Source organism: Brevibacterium sp. AGC70 (assembly GCF_057334195.1).
Genome location: NZ_JBHFIH010000009.1, coordinates 216,806 through 236,288, shown reverse-complemented (window position 1 = coordinate 236,288; position 19,483 = coordinate 216,806). Strand labels below are relative to the sequence as shown.

Annotated in this window: 22 protein-coding genes and 3 pseudogenes; 13 read left to right on the top strand and 12 right to left on the bottom strand. The window is 60.3% G+C overall.

Annotated elements, in window-relative coordinates; all coding sequences use genetic code 11:
• Positions 1 to 2: 2 nt before the first annotated feature.
• From ACE03M_RS06565 to ACE03M_RS06555, 3 genes are read right to left on the bottom strand one after another with little or no spacing between them, the layout of a single operon-like run.
• The gene (locus ACE03M_RS06565; RefSeq protein WP_485933217.1) at positions 3 to 905 is read right to left on the bottom strand and encodes an SURF1 family cytochrome oxidase biogenesis protein; all 903 of its coding nucleotides are present in this window, start codon (positions 903 to 905) and stop codon (positions 3 to 5) included.
• Positions 905 to 1,117: a hypothetical protein gene (locus ACE03M_RS06560; protein ID WP_143921730.1), complete on the bottom strand. Its 213-nt coding sequence runs from the start codon at positions 1,115 to 1,117 to the stop codon at positions 905 to 907. Before ACE03M_RS06560 ends, ACE03M_RS06565 begins: the two co-directional genes overlap by 1 nt.
• Positions 1,114 to 1,506 (bottom strand): DUF3099 domain-containing protein, encoded by a 393-nt coding sequence (locus ACE03M_RS06555; RefSeq protein WP_485933216.1) that lies wholly within the window; start codon positions 1,504 to 1,506, stop codon positions 1,114 to 1,116. The genes ACE03M_RS06560 and ACE03M_RS06555 overlap by 4 nt, the downstream gene beginning before the upstream one ends.
• A gap of 147 nt (positions 1,507 to 1,653) precedes the next feature.
• Here ACE03M_RS06555 and ACE03M_RS06550 point away from each other — a divergent pair, with 147 nt between their 5' ends.
• The 3 genes from ACE03M_RS06550 to ACE03M_RS06540 all read left to right on the top strand — a co-directional run bounded on the left by ACE03M_RS06550 (position 1,654) and on the right by ACE03M_RS06540 (position 3,766).
• The gene (locus ACE03M_RS06550; RefSeq protein WP_198396227.1) at positions 1,654 to 2,364 is read left to right on the top strand and encodes a beta-ketoacyl-ACP reductase; all 711 of its coding nucleotides are present in this window, start codon (positions 1,654 to 1,656) and stop codon (positions 2,362 to 2,364) included.
• Between the two features lie 97 nt (positions 2,365 to 2,461).
• On the top strand, positions 2,462 to 3,220 hold the full coding sequence (gene fabI / locus ACE03M_RS06545) for an enoyl-ACP reductase FabI (protein ID WP_143921727.1): 759 nt from the start codon (positions 2,462 to 2,464) through the stop codon (positions 3,218 to 3,220).
• A 42-nt stretch (positions 3,221 to 3,262) separates the two neighbouring features.
• Complete coding sequence (locus ACE03M_RS06540) at positions 3,263 to 3,766, top strand: SixA phosphatase family protein (RefSeq protein ID WP_143921726.1); 504 nt, start codon at positions 3,263 to 3,265, stop codon at positions 3,764 to 3,766.
• 74 nt (positions 3,767 to 3,840) lie between these two features.
• Here ACE03M_RS06540 and serB read toward each other — a convergent pair whose 3' ends face one another.
• Positions 3,841 to 4,521: a phosphoserine phosphatase SerB gene (serB, locus tag ACE03M_RS06535; protein ID WP_485933215.1), complete on the bottom strand. Its 681-nt coding sequence runs from the start codon at positions 4,519 to 4,521 to the stop codon at positions 3,841 to 3,843.
• Positions 4,518 to 5,252 (bottom strand): hypothetical protein, encoded by a 735-nt coding sequence (locus tag ACE03M_RS06530; RefSeq protein WP_485933214.1) that lies wholly within the window; start codon positions 5,250 to 5,252, stop codon positions 4,518 to 4,520. The genes serB and ACE03M_RS06530 overlap by 4 nt, the downstream gene beginning before the upstream one ends.
• A 44-nt stretch (positions 5,253 to 5,296) precedes the next feature.
• Between ACE03M_RS06530 and ACE03M_RS06525 the strand changes: the two genes are divergently transcribed.
• From ACE03M_RS06525 to ACE03M_RS06495, 7 genes are all read left to right on the top strand, one after another.
• Complete coding sequence (locus ACE03M_RS06525) at positions 5,297 to 6,082, top strand: ABC transporter ATP-binding protein (protein ID WP_485933212.1); 786 nt, start codon at positions 5,297 to 5,299, stop codon at positions 6,080 to 6,082.
• A 20-nt stretch (positions 6,083 to 6,102) separates the two neighbouring features.
• Positions 6,103 to 6,915: a sulfite exporter TauE/SafE family protein gene (locus ACE03M_RS06520; protein ID WP_485933351.1), complete on the top strand. Its 813-nt coding sequence runs from the start codon at positions 6,103 to 6,105 to the stop codon at positions 6,913 to 6,915.
• 4 nt (positions 6,916 to 6,919) lie between these two features.
• Positions 6,920 to 7,930, top strand: a complete 1,011-nt coding sequence (locus ACE03M_RS06515; RefSeq protein WP_485933211.1) for a TrmH family RNA methyltransferase — start codon at positions 6,920 to 6,922, stop codon at positions 7,928 to 7,930.
• Between the two features lie 308 nt (positions 7,931 to 8,238).
• Positions 8,239 to 8,571 carry a hypothetical protein gene (locus tag ACE03M_RS06510; protein ID WP_485933210.1) on the top strand — a complete coding sequence of 111 codons (333 nt, stop codon included), beginning with the start codon at positions 8,239 to 8,241 and terminating at the stop codon, positions 8,569 to 8,571.
• A 251-nt stretch (positions 8,572 to 8,822) separates the two neighbouring features.
• Positions 8,823 to 9,083 carry a hypothetical protein gene (locus tag ACE03M_RS06505; protein WP_485933209.1) on the top strand — a complete coding sequence of 87 codons (261 nt, stop codon included), beginning with the start codon at positions 8,823 to 8,825 and terminating at the stop codon, positions 9,081 to 9,083.
• 209 nt (positions 9,084 to 9,292) lie between these two features.
• Positions 9,293 to 9,427, top strand: a complete 135-nt coding sequence (locus ACE03M_RS06500) for a hypothetical protein (protein ID WP_485933208.1) — start codon at positions 9,293 to 9,295, stop codon at positions 9,425 to 9,427.
• Between the two features lie 15 nt (positions 9,428 to 9,442).
• Positions 9,443 to 9,712 (top strand): hypothetical protein, encoded by a 270-nt coding sequence (locus ACE03M_RS06495; RefSeq protein ID WP_485933206.1) that lies wholly within the window; start codon positions 9,443 to 9,445, stop codon positions 9,710 to 9,712.
• Positions 9,713 to 9,789: 77 nt separating this feature from the next.
• Here ACE03M_RS06495 and ACE03M_RS06490 read toward each other — a convergent pair whose 3' ends face one another.
• The gene (locus ACE03M_RS06490; protein WP_485933205.1) at positions 9,790 to 11,049 is read right to left on the bottom strand and encodes a hypothetical protein; all 1,260 of its coding nucleotides are present in this window, start codon (positions 11,047 to 11,049) and stop codon (positions 9,790 to 9,792) included.
• Between the two features lie 188 nt (positions 11,050 to 11,237).
• Here ACE03M_RS06490 and ACE03M_RS06485 point away from each other — a divergent pair.
• A pseudogene (locus ACE03M_RS06485) lies at positions 11,238 to 11,330 on the top strand (TrmH family RNA methyltransferase); the annotation flags it as partial.
• 121 nt (positions 11,331 to 11,451) lie between these two features.
• Here ACE03M_RS06485 and ACE03M_RS06480 read toward each other — a convergent pair.
• From ACE03M_RS06480 to ACE03M_RS06460, 5 genes are all read right to left on the bottom strand, one after another.
• Positions 11,452 to 11,667 (bottom strand): hypothetical protein, encoded by a 216-nt coding sequence (locus ACE03M_RS06480; protein WP_485933204.1) that lies wholly within the window; start codon positions 11,665 to 11,667, stop codon positions 11,452 to 11,454.
• 224 nt (positions 11,668 to 11,891) lie between these two features.
• Positions 11,892 to 12,428, bottom strand: a complete 537-nt coding sequence (locus tag ACE03M_RS06475) for a hypothetical protein (protein WP_485933203.1) — start codon at positions 12,426 to 12,428, stop codon at positions 11,892 to 11,894.
• A 1,922-nt stretch (positions 12,429 to 14,350) separates the two neighbouring features.
• On the bottom strand, positions 14,351 to 15,337 hold the full coding sequence (locus tag ACE03M_RS06470) for a class II histone deacetylase (RefSeq protein ID WP_485933202.1): 987 nt from the start codon (positions 15,335 to 15,337) through the stop codon (positions 14,351 to 14,353).
• 152 nt (positions 15,338 to 15,489) lie between these two features.
• Positions 15,490 to 16,980 carry a sodium:solute symporter family protein gene (locus ACE03M_RS06465; RefSeq protein WP_485933201.1) on the bottom strand — a complete coding sequence of 497 codons (1,491 nt, stop codon included), beginning with the start codon at positions 16,978 to 16,980 and terminating at the stop codon, positions 15,490 to 15,492.
• Positions 16,981 to 16,982: 2 nt separating this feature from the next.
• Positions 16,983 to 17,183 (bottom strand): hypothetical protein, encoded by a 201-nt coding sequence (locus tag ACE03M_RS06460; RefSeq protein WP_485933200.1) that lies wholly within the window; start codon positions 17,181 to 17,183, stop codon positions 16,983 to 16,985.
• A 122-nt stretch (positions 17,184 to 17,305) separates the two neighbouring features.
• Here ACE03M_RS06460 and ACE03M_RS06455 point away from each other — a divergent pair.
• A pseudogene (locus tag ACE03M_RS06455) lies at positions 17,306 to 17,497 on the top strand (LacI family DNA-binding transcriptional regulator); the annotation flags it as partial.
• A gap of 84 nt (positions 17,498 to 17,581) precedes the next feature.
• Positions 17,582 to 18,349: a hypothetical protein gene (locus ACE03M_RS06450; protein WP_485933361.1), complete on the top strand. Its 768-nt coding sequence runs from the start codon at positions 17,582 to 17,584 to the stop codon at positions 18,347 to 18,349.
• Positions 18,350 to 18,654: 305 nt separating this feature from the next.
• Here ACE03M_RS06450 and ACE03M_RS06445 read toward each other — a convergent pair.
• A pseudogene (locus ACE03M_RS06445) lies at positions 18,655 to 18,822 on the bottom strand (helix-turn-helix domain-containing protein); the annotation flags it as partial.
• Positions 18,823 to 19,483: the final 661 nt, after the last annotated feature.

The window sequence follows — 19,483 nt, the reverse complement described above, 5'->3', positions numbered from 1 at the left end:
GTTCAGGAGTGCCTGAACCGGTCCTCGATGAATTCGTCCTCTTCGGCCTCGTCACGGCCGTGCACGCCCGGTGATCTCAACCGGTTGCGGCCATAGCGGTTGCCCGGCTGGGAGATCTTCGCTCCCGCTCCCAGTGCCTCCTTGTCCACGACGACGTATTCGACGTCGCCGGTGGATCTCTCAGCCGCCTCGGCGTCGGCTCTGCGTTCTCGTCTGGCAGAGATCGACACGGCGATGATGATCATGATGCCGAAGGTAAACCACTGAAGCATGTAGGACAGGTGGTTGCCCGGGTCGAGATCCGGTGCAGGCAGAGGCGTCAGCCCAGATTCGCCGGGCAGGCCGCCGCCGGTGTGGACGGTCTCCGCGTAGACGTATTCGTATGCCGAGTCCATACCGGGGATCCGGGCGGGATCGATGGCCTTGATCAGCCCATCCGGATTATTGTCCTCGGAGCCGTCCTGGGCCGGTTGGAGACGGGCAGCGATGGTCTGCTCCCCGGTGGGCGTCGGCGGGACCTGATCGGGTTCCGCGATCCATCCCCTGACGATTGCGATCGTGTCTCCGGAGGTGAGTTCGAACGGAACGACGACGTAGTAGCCGACCTTGTCATTGACCGTGCGGTTGCGCGCAAACACGGTATCGGACGTCCGGAAGTGTCCGGTCAGCGACACCTGTCGCCATTCATCGGACTCATCGAGCTTCGCCGAAGTGGAATCCAGGATGCTCGTGATGTCGACCGGTGCTGACGAATAGTTCGCGTTGATCGTAGCGATCTCGTACTGCCGTTGATCCTGTCGGTCCTTCTGCCACAGTGCCAGGAAGATGCAGGCAATGACGATGATGACGGTCATGGCGATGTATTTCAGCCACCGTGCGCTGAAGAGGAAGGAATAGCGTGACATCAACCGGCGTCCTCCGGGATGTCATCGACGGCAACGTCGCTTTGATAGAAGCTGCGCATAGTCAGGAACTCTCGCAGATAGTCGAGATGTTCGTCACAGGCCAGCCAGGTCTTGCGGCGTTTGGGCATGTGCAGGCGGGGATTGTTCCACAGAATTGCGCGGGTGGCTTCCGCCCGACATCCCTTCGCCGAGCACTGGAGCGTCTCGGTCATGCTTCATCACCTCGAGTCGGGTCTGCCGAGGTTTCACCATCGTCCGGCGCGGAGTCGTCGGATTCCCCGGCGATCGTCTCCCCGGCGATGGTCTCACCAGTTGCCGGTGGCAGCTCGGGCATCGGCGCGTTGTCCAGCAGCGCCGAATCGTCATTGGTGGTGCGCTCACGCCCGGCATTGGCGAAGATCACAGCCGGATAGGGGAGGAGCACGGCACCGGCCACGCAGACCCACATCAACACGGTCAGATCTGCCCGGAACATGAGATAGGCCGCCACGAAGCAGAGCGTGCGAATCGCCATGGTGATCGAGTATTTGATGATCCGCGACTTCATGTCGTCATCAAGGGCGGCGTCTGCCGTGGTGATCTGCTGGGGGTGCTTGGACATAGCCTTCTTCGTTCGATTACTGCTACAAAATCATACTCTTCGTTTGTGTGAGTCGTATCGACGCCTGCCGGTTCGCGATAGGTTAGTGACGGTAAGTTTGATCTCAAACGCTGATCAATCTGTATTGTCCACCAACAGGAGAGATTCGTGTCAGAACCACGCATAGTCCTCGTGACCGGAGGAAACCGCGGAATCGGCCGCACCATCGCCGAGGAATTCCTCGCCCAGGGCGACACGGTCGCCGTCACCTCCCGCAACGGAGACGCACCGGAAGGTGCTCTGGCCGTGTCCGCGGACGTCACCGATACTGCCTCCCTCGACGCGGCGTTCGCGCAGATCGAGGAGAAGCTGGGCCCAGTCGAGGTGGTCGTGGCGAACGCCGGCATCACCCGCGACAATCTGCTCATGCGGATGAGTGACGAGGAGTTCGAGGCCGTCGTCGACACCAATCTCACCGGCACCTTCCGCACCGTCAAACGTGCCATCACCGGAATGATTCGCGCGAAGAAGGGCCGCATTGTGCTCATTTCGTCCGTGTCGGGACTCTACGGGGTCCCCGGTCAGGCGAACTACTCGGCGTCGAAGGCCGGCCTCGTCGGTCTCGCCCGCTCGGTCACCCGTGAACTGGGTTCGCGCGGCATCACCGCCAACGTCGTCGCACCGGGCTTCATCCGCACCGACATGACGGATGAGCTGCCCGAGAAACAGCAGAAGGAATACCTCGCTACGATCCCCGCCAAGCGATTCGCCGAGGCGAGCGAGGTCGCGAAGGTCGTGCGCTGGGTGTCCTCAGACGAAGCCGCATACATCTCCGGCGCCGTCATTCCCGTCGACGGCGGACTGGGGATGGGGCACTGAGCCCCGTCAACATCTAGACTTCACATCAAGGACGCCGGCTCCTACGGCGTCGATCGCAACGACTTCAACCACGTTTGAACATTTCGAAAGGACCACAATGGGAATTCTTGACGGAAAGCGCATCCTCGTCACCGGCGTTCTGACCGAGGCATCCATCGCCTTCGCAGCCGCCCGCATCGCCCAGGAGCAGGGTGCCGAAGTCATCCTCTCCAGCTTCGGCCGCCAGATGAAGATCACCCAAGTGATCGCCGAGCGACTGCCCGAGACCCCGAAGGTCATCGAACTCGATGCCACCAACGACGATGACCTGGCAGCACTGCCTGAGCGCCTCGAGGGCAACATCGACGGCATCGTCCACGCCATCGCGTTTGCCCCCAAAGACGCACTCGGCGGCGTGTTCCTCGACACCCCCTGGGACTCCGTGTCCGCAGCGATCCATGTCTCGGCGTTCTCGCTCAAGGCCATCACCGTGGCCGCGAAGCCCGTGCTCAACAAGGGTGCCGGTGTCGTCGGGCTGACCTTCGACGCCACCATCTCCTGGCCGGTCTACGACTGGATGGGTGTGGCCAAGGCCGCCTTCGAGTCCACTGCTCGCTACCTCGCGAAGTACGTCGGCGAGGACGGTGTCCGCGTCAATCTCGTCTCGGCCGGACCGCTGAAGACAACCGCGGCCACCTCGATCCCCGGATTCGGGACCCTCGAAGACATGTGGGGCGACCGTGCGCCGCTGGGCTGGGACCAGAAGGACACCACTCCGGCAGGCAAAGCGATCGTCGCCCTCCTCTCGGACTGGTTCCCCGCCACAACCGGCGAGATGGTCCACGTCGACGGCGGATTCCACTCGACCGGCGCTTGAACCGGACCACCCGAGACCCACACTGATCCGGAGAACACGACGATGCCTGTGCTCATTCTCGCCCGCCATGCGAAGGCCGAAGCCGAGGGACCGACGGACTTCGAACGCTCGTTAAACGCCAAAGGTCTTGCTCAAGCCGTCGAAGCCGGAGCCGAGATCGCCGAGCGCTGGTCACCTGACGTGGCCATCGCCTCGGCGGCCAGGCGCACCGTCCAGACAGGGCAGGCCGTGGTCGAAGCCGTCAACCGGCACAACGGGGAACCTGAGACCGGTGCAGGCCTCGAACTGCGCCAGGACGAGTCCCTCTACAACGGGGGAGTCGACGATTGGATCGACGCGATCAATTCGATCCCGTCCGATTCCCAGTGCGCCTATATCGTGGGCCATCAGCCCACCGTCGCCGAGGTGGTCGGCCACCTGAACCCTGCCACCGGAGTCCCGGACGCGTTCCGTCCTTCCTCTCTTGCAGTGTTCGTCCTTGAGAGCTGGGACGTCGAACCCGGGAACTATCCCGCACCCGAACTCAGGGTCTTCCTCGGGGCCTGAGCCCTGCCGCTGACACGCAACCAGGCGTCTGAACGAGTTTCAGGCGCCTGAGTTCCATTCACCCGCGGTGACGTTCACCCCTGTGCGCGTGCCTCGATGAGGGTGAGCACCTCACGCAGATCACGATTCGTCACCGAAGCGTCGGCGGCGGCGACAAGTGCCGGCTTCGCACAGAAGGCGACACCCAGACCCGCGGCCTGGATCATGCCGATGTCATTGGCACCGTCGCCGATGGCCACTGTTCGGGCCCGATCACATCCGTACTTCGATGACAGCTGCGCGAAGATCTCCGCCTTCGCACTCGGATCGATGACACGACCGCTCGTGACGCCGGTCAGCAGTCCGTCGTCGGAGTCGAGACCATTGGCGTAGACCTCGGTGATGCCCATCGTCTCCGCGACCGGAGCGATGATCGGGGTGAAGCCACCGGAGACCAGGGCAACGACGCCGCCGCCCGACTGAACAGCCGCGACAAGTTCACGGGCACCTTCGGTCAGCGTGATCTGTGCCCGCACCTCGTGGAGGACGGAGACCGGCAGGCCTTTGAGCAGGGCCACTCGCTCGGCCAGCGATGCGGCGAAGTCCAACTGGCCCGCCATGGCACGTTCCGTGATGTCGGCAACCTGGGCGCCCACCTCGGCATGGACGGCGATGAGGTCGATGACCTCCTCATTGATGAACGTCGAATCGACGTCCATGACGAGGAGCTGGATGGCGTTGCCTGGCATCGGGGTTGCGGAGTCTGAGTCATTCACCCCTTCATCGTAGCGACCGCCATGATGTAGTCGGCGGCCGCGGGGTGGAGACGTGAGAGCAGATCACCGAAGGCGGGAGGTGCGACCGTGGCCGGAGCCAGCACTGTGCGCATCCGCTCATGGATGTCGAGGGCGGCATAGATGGCTCGAGCGTCGGCGACCGAGGGGATGAGCCTCGAGATCGGATGGCTCAGGCTCAGCTCCTCCTGCCAGTCCCGCCACGGCCCCTCTCGCCAGTCGGCGGGAACCTCGATCGACTCGATGAGGCTCAGTCCCTCCATCACAAGGAGCCGGAGTCGGCGCAGCGCCTCGGCGGGGGTAGCCACGGTGACCGGATGAAAGACTGTGTCACGGCAGGTGATGACCTCGACGTTCGCCTCGGCGCCCACGAGGACCACCGCAACTTGGTGGGAGCCGGAGTGGAGGACGATCGGCGCCGTATGCCGACCGACCTTGAGCCGATCGGCCTTGTCCACCGGCGGAGTCGTATGCGGCAGCGAAGGGTGGTGCAGTGCGAGCCGGGCATGTGTGATTCCAGCGGCGCCAGCCTCGGCGGTGAAGAGCAGAAGACCCGTCGGCGGCGAGCTGCCGAAGACCTCGTCGGCGACGATGAGAGGGACATCACGATCGTCGTCGAGGAATGCGGCACTGACCTCGTCAGGGGCGAGGCTGGAGTGCAGGCGATGGTTCATCGCCAGGGTCAGCAGCAGTGAGTCGGTAGTCAAGTCCATGTCGAACCAGAATAGACGCCGAGCCTGCGATAGAGTTGGCTGATATGAGTGATGTCCTGACTTTGGATTCTGTTTCCGTGCGCCGAGGAGAGAATTTCCTCCTCCAAGATTTTTCCCTGACCGTCTCCGAAGGTGAGCATTGGGCCGTTCTCGGGCCCAACGGCGCCGGGAAGACGACTCTGTTGGAACTGGCCGCAGGACGAATGCACCCGACGACAGGTTCGGTCGGAATCCTTCAGGAGCGCCTCGGGCGCGTCGACGTCTTCGAACTGCGCCCGCGCATCGGCTATTCCTCGACGGCCCTGGCCAACCGCATTCCTCTGTCCGAAGCCGTCCTCGACACCGTGCTGACCGCCGCCTATGGCGTCACCGGTCGCTGGGTAGAGGAATATGAGACCACCGACATCGAACGGGCCAAGGACCTCCTCGCGGCGTTCAACATCTCGCATCTGGCCGATCGCACCTTCGGCACCCTGTCCGAGGGCGAGCGCAAACGCGTGCAGATCGCCCGCTCGCTCATGACCGACCCGGAGCTGCTGCTGCTCGACGAGCCTGCCTCCGGACTCGACCTGGGAGGACGCGAAGAGCTGCTGGCCGCGTTGACAGAGATCCTGTCCTCGAAGTGGGCTCCGGCGACGATCATGGTCACGCACCATGTCGAGGAGATCCCGGTGGGCATCACACACGTGCTGCTGCTGGCCGAGGGAACTGATCTTGCCGCCGGTCCTATCGATGAGACCCTGACCGCCGACAATCTGTCGGCGACCTTCGGCATCGATGTGAAGCTCACCCGCGACGGGCAGCGGTTCCACGCCCGATCCCCTTACTGAGCATGGACCCAGTCCTCGGAATGGAACTGTGGCAGATTGCGCTGATCGTCCTCGCCGGAATCGGTGCTGGCGGCATCAACGCCGTTGTCGGTTCCGGTACCCTCATCACCTTCCCGGTTCTCGTGGCCTTCGGTGTGCCGCCGGTCGTGTCGACGATGAGCAATGCTGTCGGACTGATCCCCGGCAACATTGCGTCGTCCTTCGGCTATCGAGAGGAGCTGAAGGGCCAATGGCGACGGATCCTCGGCTTCGTGCCGGCTTCCATCTTGGGCTCGCTGACCGGTGCCTATCTGCTGCTCCACCTGCCAGAAGATGCTTTCGAGACGATCGTCCCGGTGCTCCTGGTGATCGCCCTCGTCATGGTCGTGGCCCAGCCGGCGCTCTCGCGTCATCTGAAGAGCCGAGCGGTTCGTCGTGCTGAAAGGGCAGGCAGAGAGCATGTGGCGGCCTCAGTCGGCGATAAGCTCTCCAGCGGTCGCTACATCCTGGTCCTGCTCGTCGTCTTCCTCACCGCGATCTACGGCGGCTACTTCGCCGCAGCCCAGGGAATCATCCTCATCGCTCTGCTCGGGCTGATCCTGCCCGATGACCTGCAGCGTCTCAACGGACTGAAGAACGTTCTGGTCCTCGTCGTCAACACGGTCTCGGCGAGCACCTACATCATCGTCGGTCACGACCGGATCAACTGGATCGCCGTGATCTGCATCGCGATCGGCTCGCTCATCGGCGGCTACTTCGGAGCCCGTGTCGGACGCAGGTTCTCACCTGTGCTGCTGCGCACCGTCATCGTCATCCTCGGCCTCGTCGCCATCTGGCGCATCCTCACACTGTGATCGCATGAACACTCCGGCCAAGGCACCACTGACAAGGCAGCAGATCATCGACCGTGCCGCCGACCTTGGGATCACTGCCGAGCGACTGCATTTCTTCGACGCGGAGACGGTCAACGGCGAGCAGGGCAGCGCCGACGGAGGTGTCTCTGCCACCGACCTGTATGACTACACTCAGCTGACGGATGTGGCTCTTCGCAGCATCCGTGAACCAGCCGAAGGGCTCTTCATCGCCGAGTCCTCGAAGATCATTCGCCGCGCCCACGCCGCAGGCATGGTTGCCCGGTCATACCTGACGAGCCCCAAATGGCTCTTCGACTTGGCCGACCTCATCGCCGCCAACGATGCTCCGATCTTCATCGGCACCGATGCCGCAGTCGAAGCCCTCACCGGCTTCCACCTGCACCGAGGTGCTCTGGCGGCCATGCATCGCCCGGAGATGGCCGATGTCGGCCAGCTCGTGGCCAAAGCCCGTCGCATCGTCGTCATCGAAGACGTCGTCGATCATACAAACGTGGGGTACTCCAAGAATCGAGAGCCGTCCTCGCAGGCCAACGGATCGCATCATCGCTCGCGGATCGCGATCCTGGACGGTTTGGTCGACCATACCAATGTTGGCGCGTGTTTTCGCTCTGCCGCAGCGATGGGGGTCGATGTTGTCCTGGTGACACCGACATGCGCGGATCCGCTCTACCGCAGGTCTATCCGCGTGTCGATGGGTACGGTCTTCCAAGTGCCGTGGACCCGCATCGTTCACTGGCCGAGTGACATCGATCAGCTCAAAGAGGCTGGATACGTCGTGGCGGGGATGACGTTGGGGGCGGGGTCGATCACGCTTGACGAGCTCGTGGCCGAGGACCACCGGAATCTTGCGCTCGTGTTCGGCACCGAGGGACACGGGCTCTCACCGCGGACAGAGGAATTGCTCGATCGAAAGGTGACGATCCCGATGATGGGCGGGGTGGACTCGCTGAACGTTGCGTCGAGCTCAGCGGTGGCGTTCTACGCCACTAAGTAGCGCTTTGCCATCGGGCGTAAAGGTACATAGCTCCGAGGCGTGGCCGATCCGGCAACACTGGCGCGGCGACGACGGCGACGGATTCACTCGTAGGGGCTCAAGCCTACTTTTGACGACTCCGCTGTGAACGCACGTATGCGTCAGGGACTGCTGCACAAACGGGAGATGTTGCTGCCCGACCTACGGTGGCCGGGGACATCGACGTGCCCGAAGGCCTGAGCTCGACCCGCCTGCCTCATGCGGAGAATCTGCAGGTCGCTGAGCAGTTCGCCTCGGGTCTCGCAGGGTTCTGGAGCTTGGAGCGCAGTATGGAGTGCTACGAGCGCCCGGACCTTGAGACTTTCACTTCCACCGCGAAGCAGCGCAATCTCGACAAGCAAGCTGGCCCGTACGTGGACCGGAACGGCGAGAGCATCGCCAGTCCGCTCACCATCACTGGAGATGAGATCGCGAACGCTATCCGGCAAACAGCCAAGGTGGTGCAGATGCACCTGATCCAGAACCACACTCGCCAGCAGGACGCGATAAACGGCGCGATGATCGATTCCGCCGAGGATCTGCACTGGGCAGTCATGCCGTACTCGGATCCTAAGCTGTATGGCGACTTCGTCTTCAGGCTCTCCCCAGAGGACGAGGAATAGTTCGGCAGCCCGCACCTGACACTGTCTCTTCGGGCGTCGTATCACCACAGATCCTTAAGAGGACGAGTCCGGGCTAAACACAACCGCGAGCGTCGGCCGATAGATCCGCAGGCATTTCACCAGCTCGCCGCTCGATAAGACTCAGACAGCCTCACCTTGCCTCAATATTGTTTGCCTTAAGCGGCGGCCGTCGGGATCCAAGACGCAGGGTGGGAGGTGCCCGGACACCGATCGTTCGGAAGAATAGAGACATGGATGCCAGCCTGCTCCCCACGCCCGACAGCGAACTCGGCCATTCCGAGCATCAGCACATCGGCATCTTCGGCGACCGTATGGCCGACTTCCACGAGTACATGATCATGAAGGCCTACGCGCACGGCGACCGGGGCTCTGTCTACTACCCGAGTGACGTGCGTTGCTACGTTGAGCACAGGCTGCCGCCTCGGTCGGCTCCGTTCTCTTGTGGTCAAGTCGCGGCTCTGCTCTCGACCCGTGATAAATCTTCGTCCTGACCGCTCAGAGACCGGCCGACGCACGGTTTCGTCGGAAGTCGAGCAATCAGGAGTACTTCTCGACCATCAGCATGCGGTCCTCGTGGTCGCCGCCGATCCGGTCAGAATCCAGACCAAGAGATCGGGCTGATTGCTCCCAGCTTGCGTTGGTCTCCGTGCGGGCCGGCGGAGTGTGGACTCCACATAAGGCCCGATCAGGAGGACCGAGGTTGAGTTCGAGCTATGCATGGTTGTCCGACCACCATCTGGCCGTGGCGGCGACGCTCGCGCATGCCGACGAGCTCATCGGAGAAGTCGCCAACCTCCTCTTCGACTATCAGAGGCTGCCGGAAGGAATCATCTAGTTGCGAGAGGTGGCGATGATCACCCACAGTCAGACTGTCGTGGTCTGCATGTCGCCGATCGCGGGCAAGGTCGTCCTCTTGGTCGCCGACGCCCTGGTCGTCCTGCGCAACGCGATCGAGCACACCCTGTTTGCCGAGGTTGAGTACCGCGATGGCACTCTCGACGAGAAGGCGACCAAGGCCGTCGAGACGTCGGCGGCGCAGACCTACTCTCTCTGCATTCGACGCATGGGTGGAGGGTTGCGCGAGGGTGGAGACCGTCGATTACCGGCGTCAGTTCGATGACCATGTCTATTCAGGAAAAGGCCCTTCCCGCACGACTCGGGCTTGCGTCACGCAAGTGGCGTGGCCTAGGAAAATGATCAGTCCGAAAGACCGAAGTCCGGGGACGAAGCGACGCGGCTGGCTCTGAATACCTGGGCCAGTGTCGAAAGTGCTTCGAAGACGCCGAAAGTCTCGCTCAGAAACTCGAGGTACGTCATACCGGAGTGATCATCGTCGCTGACTACACGCCCAGTCTGCAGGTCGTGATGTGCGGTCGCGTGGCCGATCGTATTGCGGCGGCGGCTATTGAGAAGACCCGCGAATGATTCCCAGCCCGGAACCTGGGTAACGTACGCGATCTTGCGTGCAGCTGACAGCCTGTCGTACTTCTCAAGGCTCGCGGGGCGGAACTTCGCGGGCACGATGTTGGGGTGATCGTCGCCGAAGTTGTCGGGGCTGCCTCGCTTCACGGTGTTCTGAGCCGCAACGAGCGGCCAGAGGCACTTGCACGCGACCTCGAATCCATGCTGGTACAGGTCCCTCACTGTCGAGAACTCGTCGCGGTACAGAACCAATTTGTCGAAGGCAACTTTCTCGTCGGGCCCGACGGACCTTCCGAGAAGCCCCATCTCCCAGGACTCGTGCTGCTCGACGAAACGGTTGAGCTCAGTGAAGAGATCCCGCTCTAGCGCGGCCGCCGCTTGACCCCGACGCCGAAAGGCCAGAAGGTGGTCCCTGTGCCGGTTCATCGCCGCGGTGTGCTTCCGCGAGAAACGACCGATCACTGTCTCGCTGGAAGTACCAGTCCTCCCCGTGATCAATGTGGTCGCCGTTCCCAGGGCCTGGTAGGCGACACTTGTCCGCTGATGGCTCGCACTCGGGTTCCAAGCAAGGCCGAATTTCTGTTTCGCGATGCGAGAAAACATCTGGGTGTTGCCTTGAAGGTAGTACTGAAACAGCATGCGGACGTTGGGCCACATGGCCCCGCCTGCCTCGAGCGCAGTATGCCGTTCGGACTCGAACTTGGTGAAGACGTCCTTGCCGAGGACCTGAACGAGGGTCAGCGTTGGAAAGGCACCGGTCGGAGCGAAGGAATCGGCTTCGTAGAGTGACGGCACGAACGGGTTGATGGTCACGACGCGTGCGCCGGGAAGCTCTAAATCGGAGCCGTTCATCACATCGCACTCGATGCTGATTCGGTGGTTTTCAAGTTCAGTGCCCGACATGGAGCCTCGGATCGGCAATCGGCAATGCGGACAAGGGAGATAGAAGCGCGTCCGGACGGTCGGTTCTACACCCAGCCGCGCGATAAAAACTTCCTCGCAACCGGTGCACTTGAGGTGGTAGCGAGAAATCATAGCCTCAGCCTAGCCGGGGTCTCGCTCGCGTTTGCTGTTACTGACGACGTCACCATAGTCTAAGCTCGCGCGTTTGCAACAGCCGCAGCCACTTGGAGTTCACGGGAATGCATGCAACGAGAATGCGTGTTGGCTATGGCCAACGGCAACGTTCCTGCCCAGCGTGTGCCCAGCACATTGCAACCACCACGAACTTTGGAGCGTGCTTCAGATCGGCCGCGGCCATGGGCCTCGACGCAGCCCTGGTCACCCCGCGCTGTGCTGACCCACTCGACCGACGTTGCCATGTAGTATAGATGTTGAACACCCCGGAACCGTCCCTGTAGCTCTCCTCGTAGAGCAGATCACACGGCCGGGGTTCTGCTTTTGCCCCCACGCCATCTGCGAAATCGTGATGGCAGGTTACCGCCACCCTCCCTCAGGGATCTTGACCACACTCGAACTGAGGTTCAGCATGAGGGCGTCGATATAGGCAACGATATGGTCTTTGAGTGCTTCCTGGGAGTGGACCGCGAGCGGCGACGATTCCTGCCTGAGCGCGAACCAGAACGTCACCGTGACGGTGGGCAGCAGCCATTCCTTCGCCGAGGAGGATGCAGCGGACCGCCTCGTGACCATCGACTGGATGTAGTCGAGGTGCTTGCGCCGGTCCTCGATCGGCGAGTTGGCAGAACTCGCGGAATTCGGTCACCACATGCGAACCCTAGATTTACCGCCCCGGATCGCAATGTGTTCGTCCCTATAGCCCATCCCCTCGCCCCTTTCGAGCCCACCCCGCTCCGGCCTTCATCAGTGCCTTGTCAAGGGTCTGTTGGTAGCGACTTGGCATTAGCTGGTCTCACCTAAGCGACGTTAGCGACGGTGCTGGCGGACACACCGACAGCCGTGGCAGTTGCCCGGATGGACTCACCACGCAACCGGAGCTCCAGGATGTGCGACCGAGTCTCGTCATCGACCACGCTCGGTCGCCCGATCAGTGTGCCCCGGGCGCGTGCCTTACGCTGGCCCTCCTGGATGGAGAGTCTGCGTAGCAAGCGTCGCGAGCAGTCGAGCGCTCGACCGTACTCGACCGTCTCGCGCAGGGGAGCACTACTGGCATACCCGGTGAGGATGCTCAGCCTCACGCCGCGGTCGTGGAGGCGGGCCAGAACGATGTGTGAGGTGGCGTGCTTCGTGCCAAGTGCGCTGACGTGCTCTATGACAAGGGCACCGTTGTGTCCTATGGCGTCGAGCGCAGCGCAGAGTGCTGGGCGATTGTCGATGACGAGTCTGCGATTGGCTCGCTCTTCGAAGACGCCATCGCACAAGGGATCGAGGAGAGCATGCTGGCGCGACGCGTCGACAGTGTCGTTGCGGTCGCGGACCAAACCGATGAGCACCAATACCGCCTACCTAGGAACGAGCCGACGACAGGTGCCGCGTCGAGATGGCGCGGAGCTGTCACAGGCTATGGGATGTAGATTGGTCAAGTAGTTGTTGGACACTCGGGTCATGCCGGGCGGCAGTGGGTTGCCGACCGGGCCTGTGAGGCCGCTTGGCAGCACGCCCAGCGCCTAGCAACACCCAACAGTGTGTGGGTTTCCAAAATGCGTATCGATTCCTCGCCGATCCAGCCGGCGAAGTCTCTCGCGCCGAGAGGCCGCTCCCAAGACACAAACACAAACCTTTCCACCATCTACTCGGAGGCATGGCAGACAATGGGCTGAACTCAGGTTACTCATAGCCTGGGGTTTGGCCATTGTCGATTGTCCTAGATCGGGATGATTTTGCGCGCTTCATGGGCAAGGCCATGGCTGTCTTGGTTCCCTTTTGAAGCGTCTCCTGGCGGCTGGTCGGAGCTTTACGGAGTCAGCAGTTGCGCCAGCTCCTTCGCCGTCTTTAGAAAGTTGCGACTACGATTCTCGAAAGTATCGGGGGCGGCCCCCGGCTGCTTTCTGGGAACATGACGCTATGGACGATTACAGGTGGCAGAAAACTATCGGCGAGATCGACATCGATTTTGCTGTGGAGGGCGATGAGTGGCTGGTCTTGTTCGGCGAGGTTCTAACCGATCTCGACCCGGACTTCGCTTTCATGGGGTGGGAATACAACTCGGACTCGGCTTGGGTAGTCGTGCGCTTGAATATGGGCGTGAGCATTCTTATATCTCATCGCAGCGAGCCAGTGGAAGTTCGGGTTGTAGCTCGCTCGGAACCTGAGAAGGTCATACTCGAAACGCTGAGAAGCACAATCAGTGGCGTTTCAGAGCGCATTGGCGGGGAGAGATTGGAGCACTCTTGGACCGCAGTATTGGTGCAAACTCCGCGATCACTGGCATCACCCGCAGAACGGCTCAGTGAAAACACAATCATTGGTAATTTATGCCTGGAGCCTCTTGACCTTATCTTCAAGGACCCGTTTTCGCCACTACCGACGGGTAGCATTTTCGGTAGCACTTGGGGAGTACGGCAGTCCATTCCAATACGGGTCCGTGGGTCGAGTGCTGGATATGCTTGGAGAGAAGATGCATCAGGTGTTGCGGCGCGTACATTGCGTAGCTTATGCGGATTGCTTTCGCTTTGCTGGGAACAAGTCTACGAAGTAGGTGAGCCCGCCGCACCATTGACCTGGGGGCAACGACAAGGTCGAGAGAGACGCGCTTGGCATCGAGAGCCAATAGACGATCTTGGCAATGACCCGCATTGGAGTGACCATGTTGTTCCGGACTGGCTGGATGCGGCTTGGGCCGCACTTCAGAATAGTACTTCCCTGTCTGCAGCAGTCGACGTCTTCCTAGAAGCCAAGTATGCGGAGGAGAGGCACCCGTCGTTGGCAGTGGTCGCTTATACATCGAGTATTGAGACGATTGCTAGCATGCTCTACAAGCACCAGCGGTGCCCCGAATGTAACGGGCAACAGAACATTGCCTACGGTTTTCGCTCCGCTCTACGTGAAGTGCTGAGTGAAGACGCCGCGAATGAACTGGATGCTCTATATCGTTCCCGCTCTAAGACTGTGCATGCCGGAAAATTGCACGGAGGTGAAACTACCCCGGGGCTTCTCAGCGCTGGTCTCTTTTCTGGCGATACCACAGAAGACTTTCGATCGAGGAAACTTCCACTGCTAAGACAAGTCGCGCGAGTCCTTTTGACACGTGCACTACTGGGTGAACTACCTCCACGCCGAGACCTTGTCGCAGGTCGAAATTTGTAGAACGAAAATTGCACGGTCTGGACTAAGTGCAAATCGCCTAGAGCTGAAGGAAAGGCGAGGAAGAGAGGCCGTGTTCGCTAGACAAACGCTCGTATCTCAAGGGAGGACATCAGTTTGAAGCGTCTATTGCCCTCGTCACCACTTTGTGCCCACGATCGATGGCCTCGCGTTGATCATGCGTAACCTCGTGCACGGGGTACTCGTCGAATGCCCAGACGAACGGGTCGGGAGTGAGTTCGGCAATGCCAGCAAGACTTTCGATCACCGCAAGCCCGCAGAACGGGACATAGGCGGGTGAGTAGCCTCCCTCATGCGAGAAGACAAGCTTTCCATCGCACAGCGAATCTGCCGCAGACATGAGGGTTCGCGTCATCTCCGCATAACCCGCAGCCGTGACACACATTCGGCCCAATGGATCGGCCATCGAAGCGTCGAAGCCGCAGCTGACGATGATCACTTCGGGTTGAAACGCTTCAAGAGCAGGGACGACGTTCTCCTCAATGGTGGCGACGTACGCGCCATTGCCGCATCCGGCTGGCAGCGGGAGATTGATAGTCGTTCTGTTGCCTCCGTCGCCGCCAGTCTCCTCTAGCATTCCGGAGTCAAGCGGGAACAGGCGGTCTTGGTGGACAGAGATCGTCAGCACCTCGGGATCGTCCCAGTAGACCTTCTGCGCTCCGTTCCCATGGTGGACGTCGATGTCGACGATGGCGATTCGTTCTGCCTTCTCTTGGCGTCTTGCTTCGTTGATCGCGATGCTGACGTTCGAGAAGATGCAGAATCCGCGGCCCTGGTCGGGTTCAGCGTGGTGGCCCGGGGGTCGAACGAGTGCATAGGAGTTGTCGACAGTGCCGTCGAGTACGTTGAGCAGCGCCGAGGTCGTTGCACCGGCTGCCATCTGAGCGATTTCGTAGCTGCCGGGTCCGAAGGGAGAGGTGCCATCGCCGGCGTCACCTCCTCGAGAATCGCTCTGCTCGATGATCTTGTCGACGTAGTCCTCCGAATGGACTGACAGGATCTGCTCTTTGGTAGCAGGAGTGAAGTCCAGATCGGTCAGACTCGCTCGAAGTCCGCTGACTTCAATGAGGCCTGCCATTCGCGTTTTAGATGCCGAGCTTTCGAAGTGCTCGAGAGGTTGGAGCAAGCCGCCCGCGGAGAGGAAGCCGACGTGTGTAGAAGTGTCGTGCCATCCGAATCTTTCGTGCCAAATGTAGCCGGTGTTGCGCGTAGTCGGGTGTTCTGCGTTTGTCATGATGCTTGCTTCTCGTCCTTCTGCTTCTGGTTGAGTTCGGCAAAGAGGTTGTCGACTCGGGTCTGTTCTTTTGCGCTATTGGGCAGGAGCAGGCTGACGGCCACCATAACGGCAGTGTTGATGATCAGCCCCGCTATGCCTGAGGTCATTCCGCCCAGCCACGGAACCGAAATGGGGTAGAAGATCTGCACGACTGCGGCGGTGCCGAATCCAAGGACCATTCCTAGGACGGCGCTGAGCGCAGTCGTTCGTCTCCAAAAGATGCCGAGGAACAGCGTCGGTGCGAGTTGGCAGATTCCTTGATATGAGACTTGTGCCCACAGCACCAGACCTGACGTAGTCGTAGCCGTTGCCAGCGCTCCGAGAGACGAAATGATCGTGACAGCTGCGACAGAAATCTTGCCGATTCGTGCGTTCTGAATCTCTTGCTTCTTCATCGGCCCGATGATGTCATTGGCGGTCATGGCTCCGATTGCCTGGAGGTTCGCGCCGACGTTGCCCATGGAGCCGCACAGTACGCAGATGCCGGCCAGGCCGAGGAGCAATGGGCCTCCGAATGAGGCCAGGACGAACCACACAGTGTCCGGTGCCGCGGCGACCTCTGGCACTGATGATGCCAGTAGTGCCAGCACGTTGAGTGCGGTGGCGAAGACGAGCAGGATCGGGACTGCTTGGACGGAGGTGCGACGGATGGTGCTGACACCATTCTGTGTGAAGAGGCGGACGAAGATGTCCGGCCAGCACCAGCCGCCCAATGCGCCGGTGAGGACCAGCGAAAACAGATAGAGAGGACCAAGCTCGCTTCCTGGCCCGGGCAGGATGAGGAGCGCCGGGTCGACTTGGTCGAATCCATGGTTGTTGGCGATGAGCCAGACAATAAGCCCGAAGATGACGAGGAATCCGATCAAGTAGGCAGCGATTCCCTGGATCAGATCCGAAATCATCACTCCTCGCATACCGAATTTCACGGTCCAGATTTGTCGGATCGTCAGGACGACGACGCCGAGGACGACAGCAAAGACGGGTCCGATGGCCCCGTCGGATGAGAAACTGAAGATGAGCGCCAGTGACTGCATTCCCAGAACGACCCATGGGATCGATGCGATGACCCCGATGATCGCTGCGATGACGCGGACTGTTGTCGAGCCGTAGCGGAGACCGAGTAAGTCAGCCTGGGTGCGGAGATCGTACCGTGTGCCCCAGAGGTAGGCTGGCTTGGCCAACAGGAACATGATGATGGCAGCGAAGACGCTGTACTGGACCAGATAGAACCCTGTCACTCCGCTGCCGGCGGTAAGTCCCGCGAACGATATGAACACGGTTCCAGGCAGCCAGGTGTTGATGAACGCGGCCGTTCCGTAGACGGAGTTGAACGACCGGCCGCCGGTCGCGTAGTCGGAGAAGGAAGCGTTCTTGGCAGTGGAGCGTTCCATGACGATGATGACGAAGATGAAGAAGGCAGCAATCATGCCGAATGTGATCCACATGCTCAGTCGCCTCCCTCGGCAGTGAGCGTAATCCTGTTGAGTGCGAGAATCATTGCCGCGACGAGTGTGGAACTGCCGACGATGTAGGCCAATGACCACCAGCCGTGGCCGAAGATCCAGTGTAGGGGAGGAAATAGTATGAGGACGGCGGAAATCGCAATGATTGCTCTGACTGTTCGAGTAGTATCTGTCTTCTTTGACATGAACAACAACCTTCGAAACGTTGGATTGCGTCTTGCCGGAACGTTCCGGCATTGAAAGAGTGTAGCCATATTCGTTGGTTCCGTGTCAAGGGGTCGGGCCTCCGTAATCGACTAAATGGGCAATGAACCCTCGACCCGGTCCCTTTCATTCGGGCTGGTACTGTTCCCGTATGAAACGACCGTCGCCCACGCTGCATGATCTCGCTGCTCACGTCGGATTGTCCGTGACAACGGTGTCCGATGCGTTGCGACGTCGGGGGAGAGTTGCCGAGGCTACGCGTGCCAAGGTTCTCGAGGGTGCAGCCGAGTTGGGTTACTCGCCGAACCGACCTGCGCAGTCGCTTCGCAGCGGGTCGAGCCTCAACGTCGGAATCTACATTCCCAGGCGGGTGCTCGGGATGGAGTTCTACATGGCGTTTGCGATGTCGGTCGCGGACGAGTTGGGACAATATGGTTATGACCTGACGATCATTTCCGATGCGAAAGATCCGCGTCAGTGGACGCAGTTCGCTGCAGTGATTGTTGTCGATGCGTGTCTGAACGATGGCCCTCTTCGCGAGAATCTAGATAATGGGTCAACAGTATTTACGGCCGGTCGAATTGAAGGGCTGCCGACCAGTCGATTGGCCGGCCTGATCGAGATCGACTACTGGAAGATGCTGACGGAGGCGCTCGACGGACTGGAACAGCAGCGTGCAGTTACATCACCGTTCCTCATCGCATTCGAACCTCTGGACAAGTATTCGTGGTCTCAGATGCTCATCAGCTCATTCGTCAATTGGTGCACAGTGAGAGGGTTGGAGCCTGACGTGCTCACTGTCTCTCCTGACCCGAATTCATGGTCATTCGCTGAAGACTTCTCACGACGAATCAGCGATCGGAAGTCGTACGATCTGATTGTTCACGGAGGAACACTGTTGTCGATGGCGGCACGCTCCCAGAAGCTATACACCGAACTCATCGAACTGGAATCAGTTCGAACAGCCGTACTGACAACGAATGAGATTGAAACCAGACTCATAGACTGCGACGTGGCTCTTAATATCCGTGCGAAAGAGTTCGGTGCGGCCATCGCCCGCTTGTGTCTCGAACGAGGGCTTAAAGGTGAGAGCGAATTTGCTCACGAATGGTTTGATCCGGAGATTCTCATGTCCAAATCCGACTGACGAAGTCTGACCGCAATGGCTGGGCAACGAGTGCTCCTGAAATTCAGGAAATGGTCTAGAAATTTGCGATCGATATCAACGGCTCGCTGAAAAGCGACACACGATCACGTTCCAAGTACAGTGCCACGCTCTTGTGCCATTTGGACCGACAGTTTCGATGTACCCAGCGAGGGATTCTAGTCCCTGCGTGAGGCGTTGATCATCTGCCCACGCGTCGGCTGCATGGCGCAGCGCCGCGGCGTCACTCTTCGCGGCTAGGTGTTGACCCGATAGGTTAGTGACGCGCCTGGCTGTTGGAAGCCCTGCATCGTTGCCGAACCCTCGTGGCGGTATCTGGACGTCCAACGGGAAGCAGTCGTGACAGACTCTTGGAAACGTTCGGCAGCACGTCGCAGTGGCCACCCATCATCGATGATGCATTTGGCCAGGAGCAGGCGACCTTTGGATGCGAGTACGGCGCTAGAATAGGACATGTAGAGTTCCGGATAGATGGGCTTTTAGACAAGCTCCACCTCGCCCGGGGGTCTACTTCATGTCACGCTGCCACGCCGTGTGTCACTAACCTCCATGGTTAATACAACTAGGCGGGGCTAAAAAGGGGAAACGGACACCCCGTTGATCATTACCCCGAAGAACACCGCCGAAGAATAATGAGGACCGGCCCTGGACCTACCGAAGTAGGCGGAACCGGTCGTGATGGATCAATACTATCGTGTGTAGGCATCTTGCCCTAAGTACACTGTCAATGCCTCAATGCTGATGATCGGTCCACCAGCGAACTATGTCCGCCAAAATACCGATCATGGCGTCTCATAGACACCACTTCAGCGAGACGAACTTGGAACATCGGTCACCGACCATAATCTGCATCTCGTAAGTCGGCCTCGCGCTATTACGCCCAGGAACTGGGAATTTTAAGACGCCTGTCCATCGTCACCGCGAAGTACAAAAGGAGCCCCTATTCGCACTCGGCGCAAGACCCAGTTGCAGACAATTCCATGAAGTGTTCCGGGCATATGGAGCGTTGCTTCTCGCCGCCTTTCGCGCGACGAGCCCGTGATTCGACGACTCTGGGAGTCAGAGTCGGGGCTCCTCCGTCGGCAGGAAGGTCAACGGAGTATCGCTGGTAGCAAA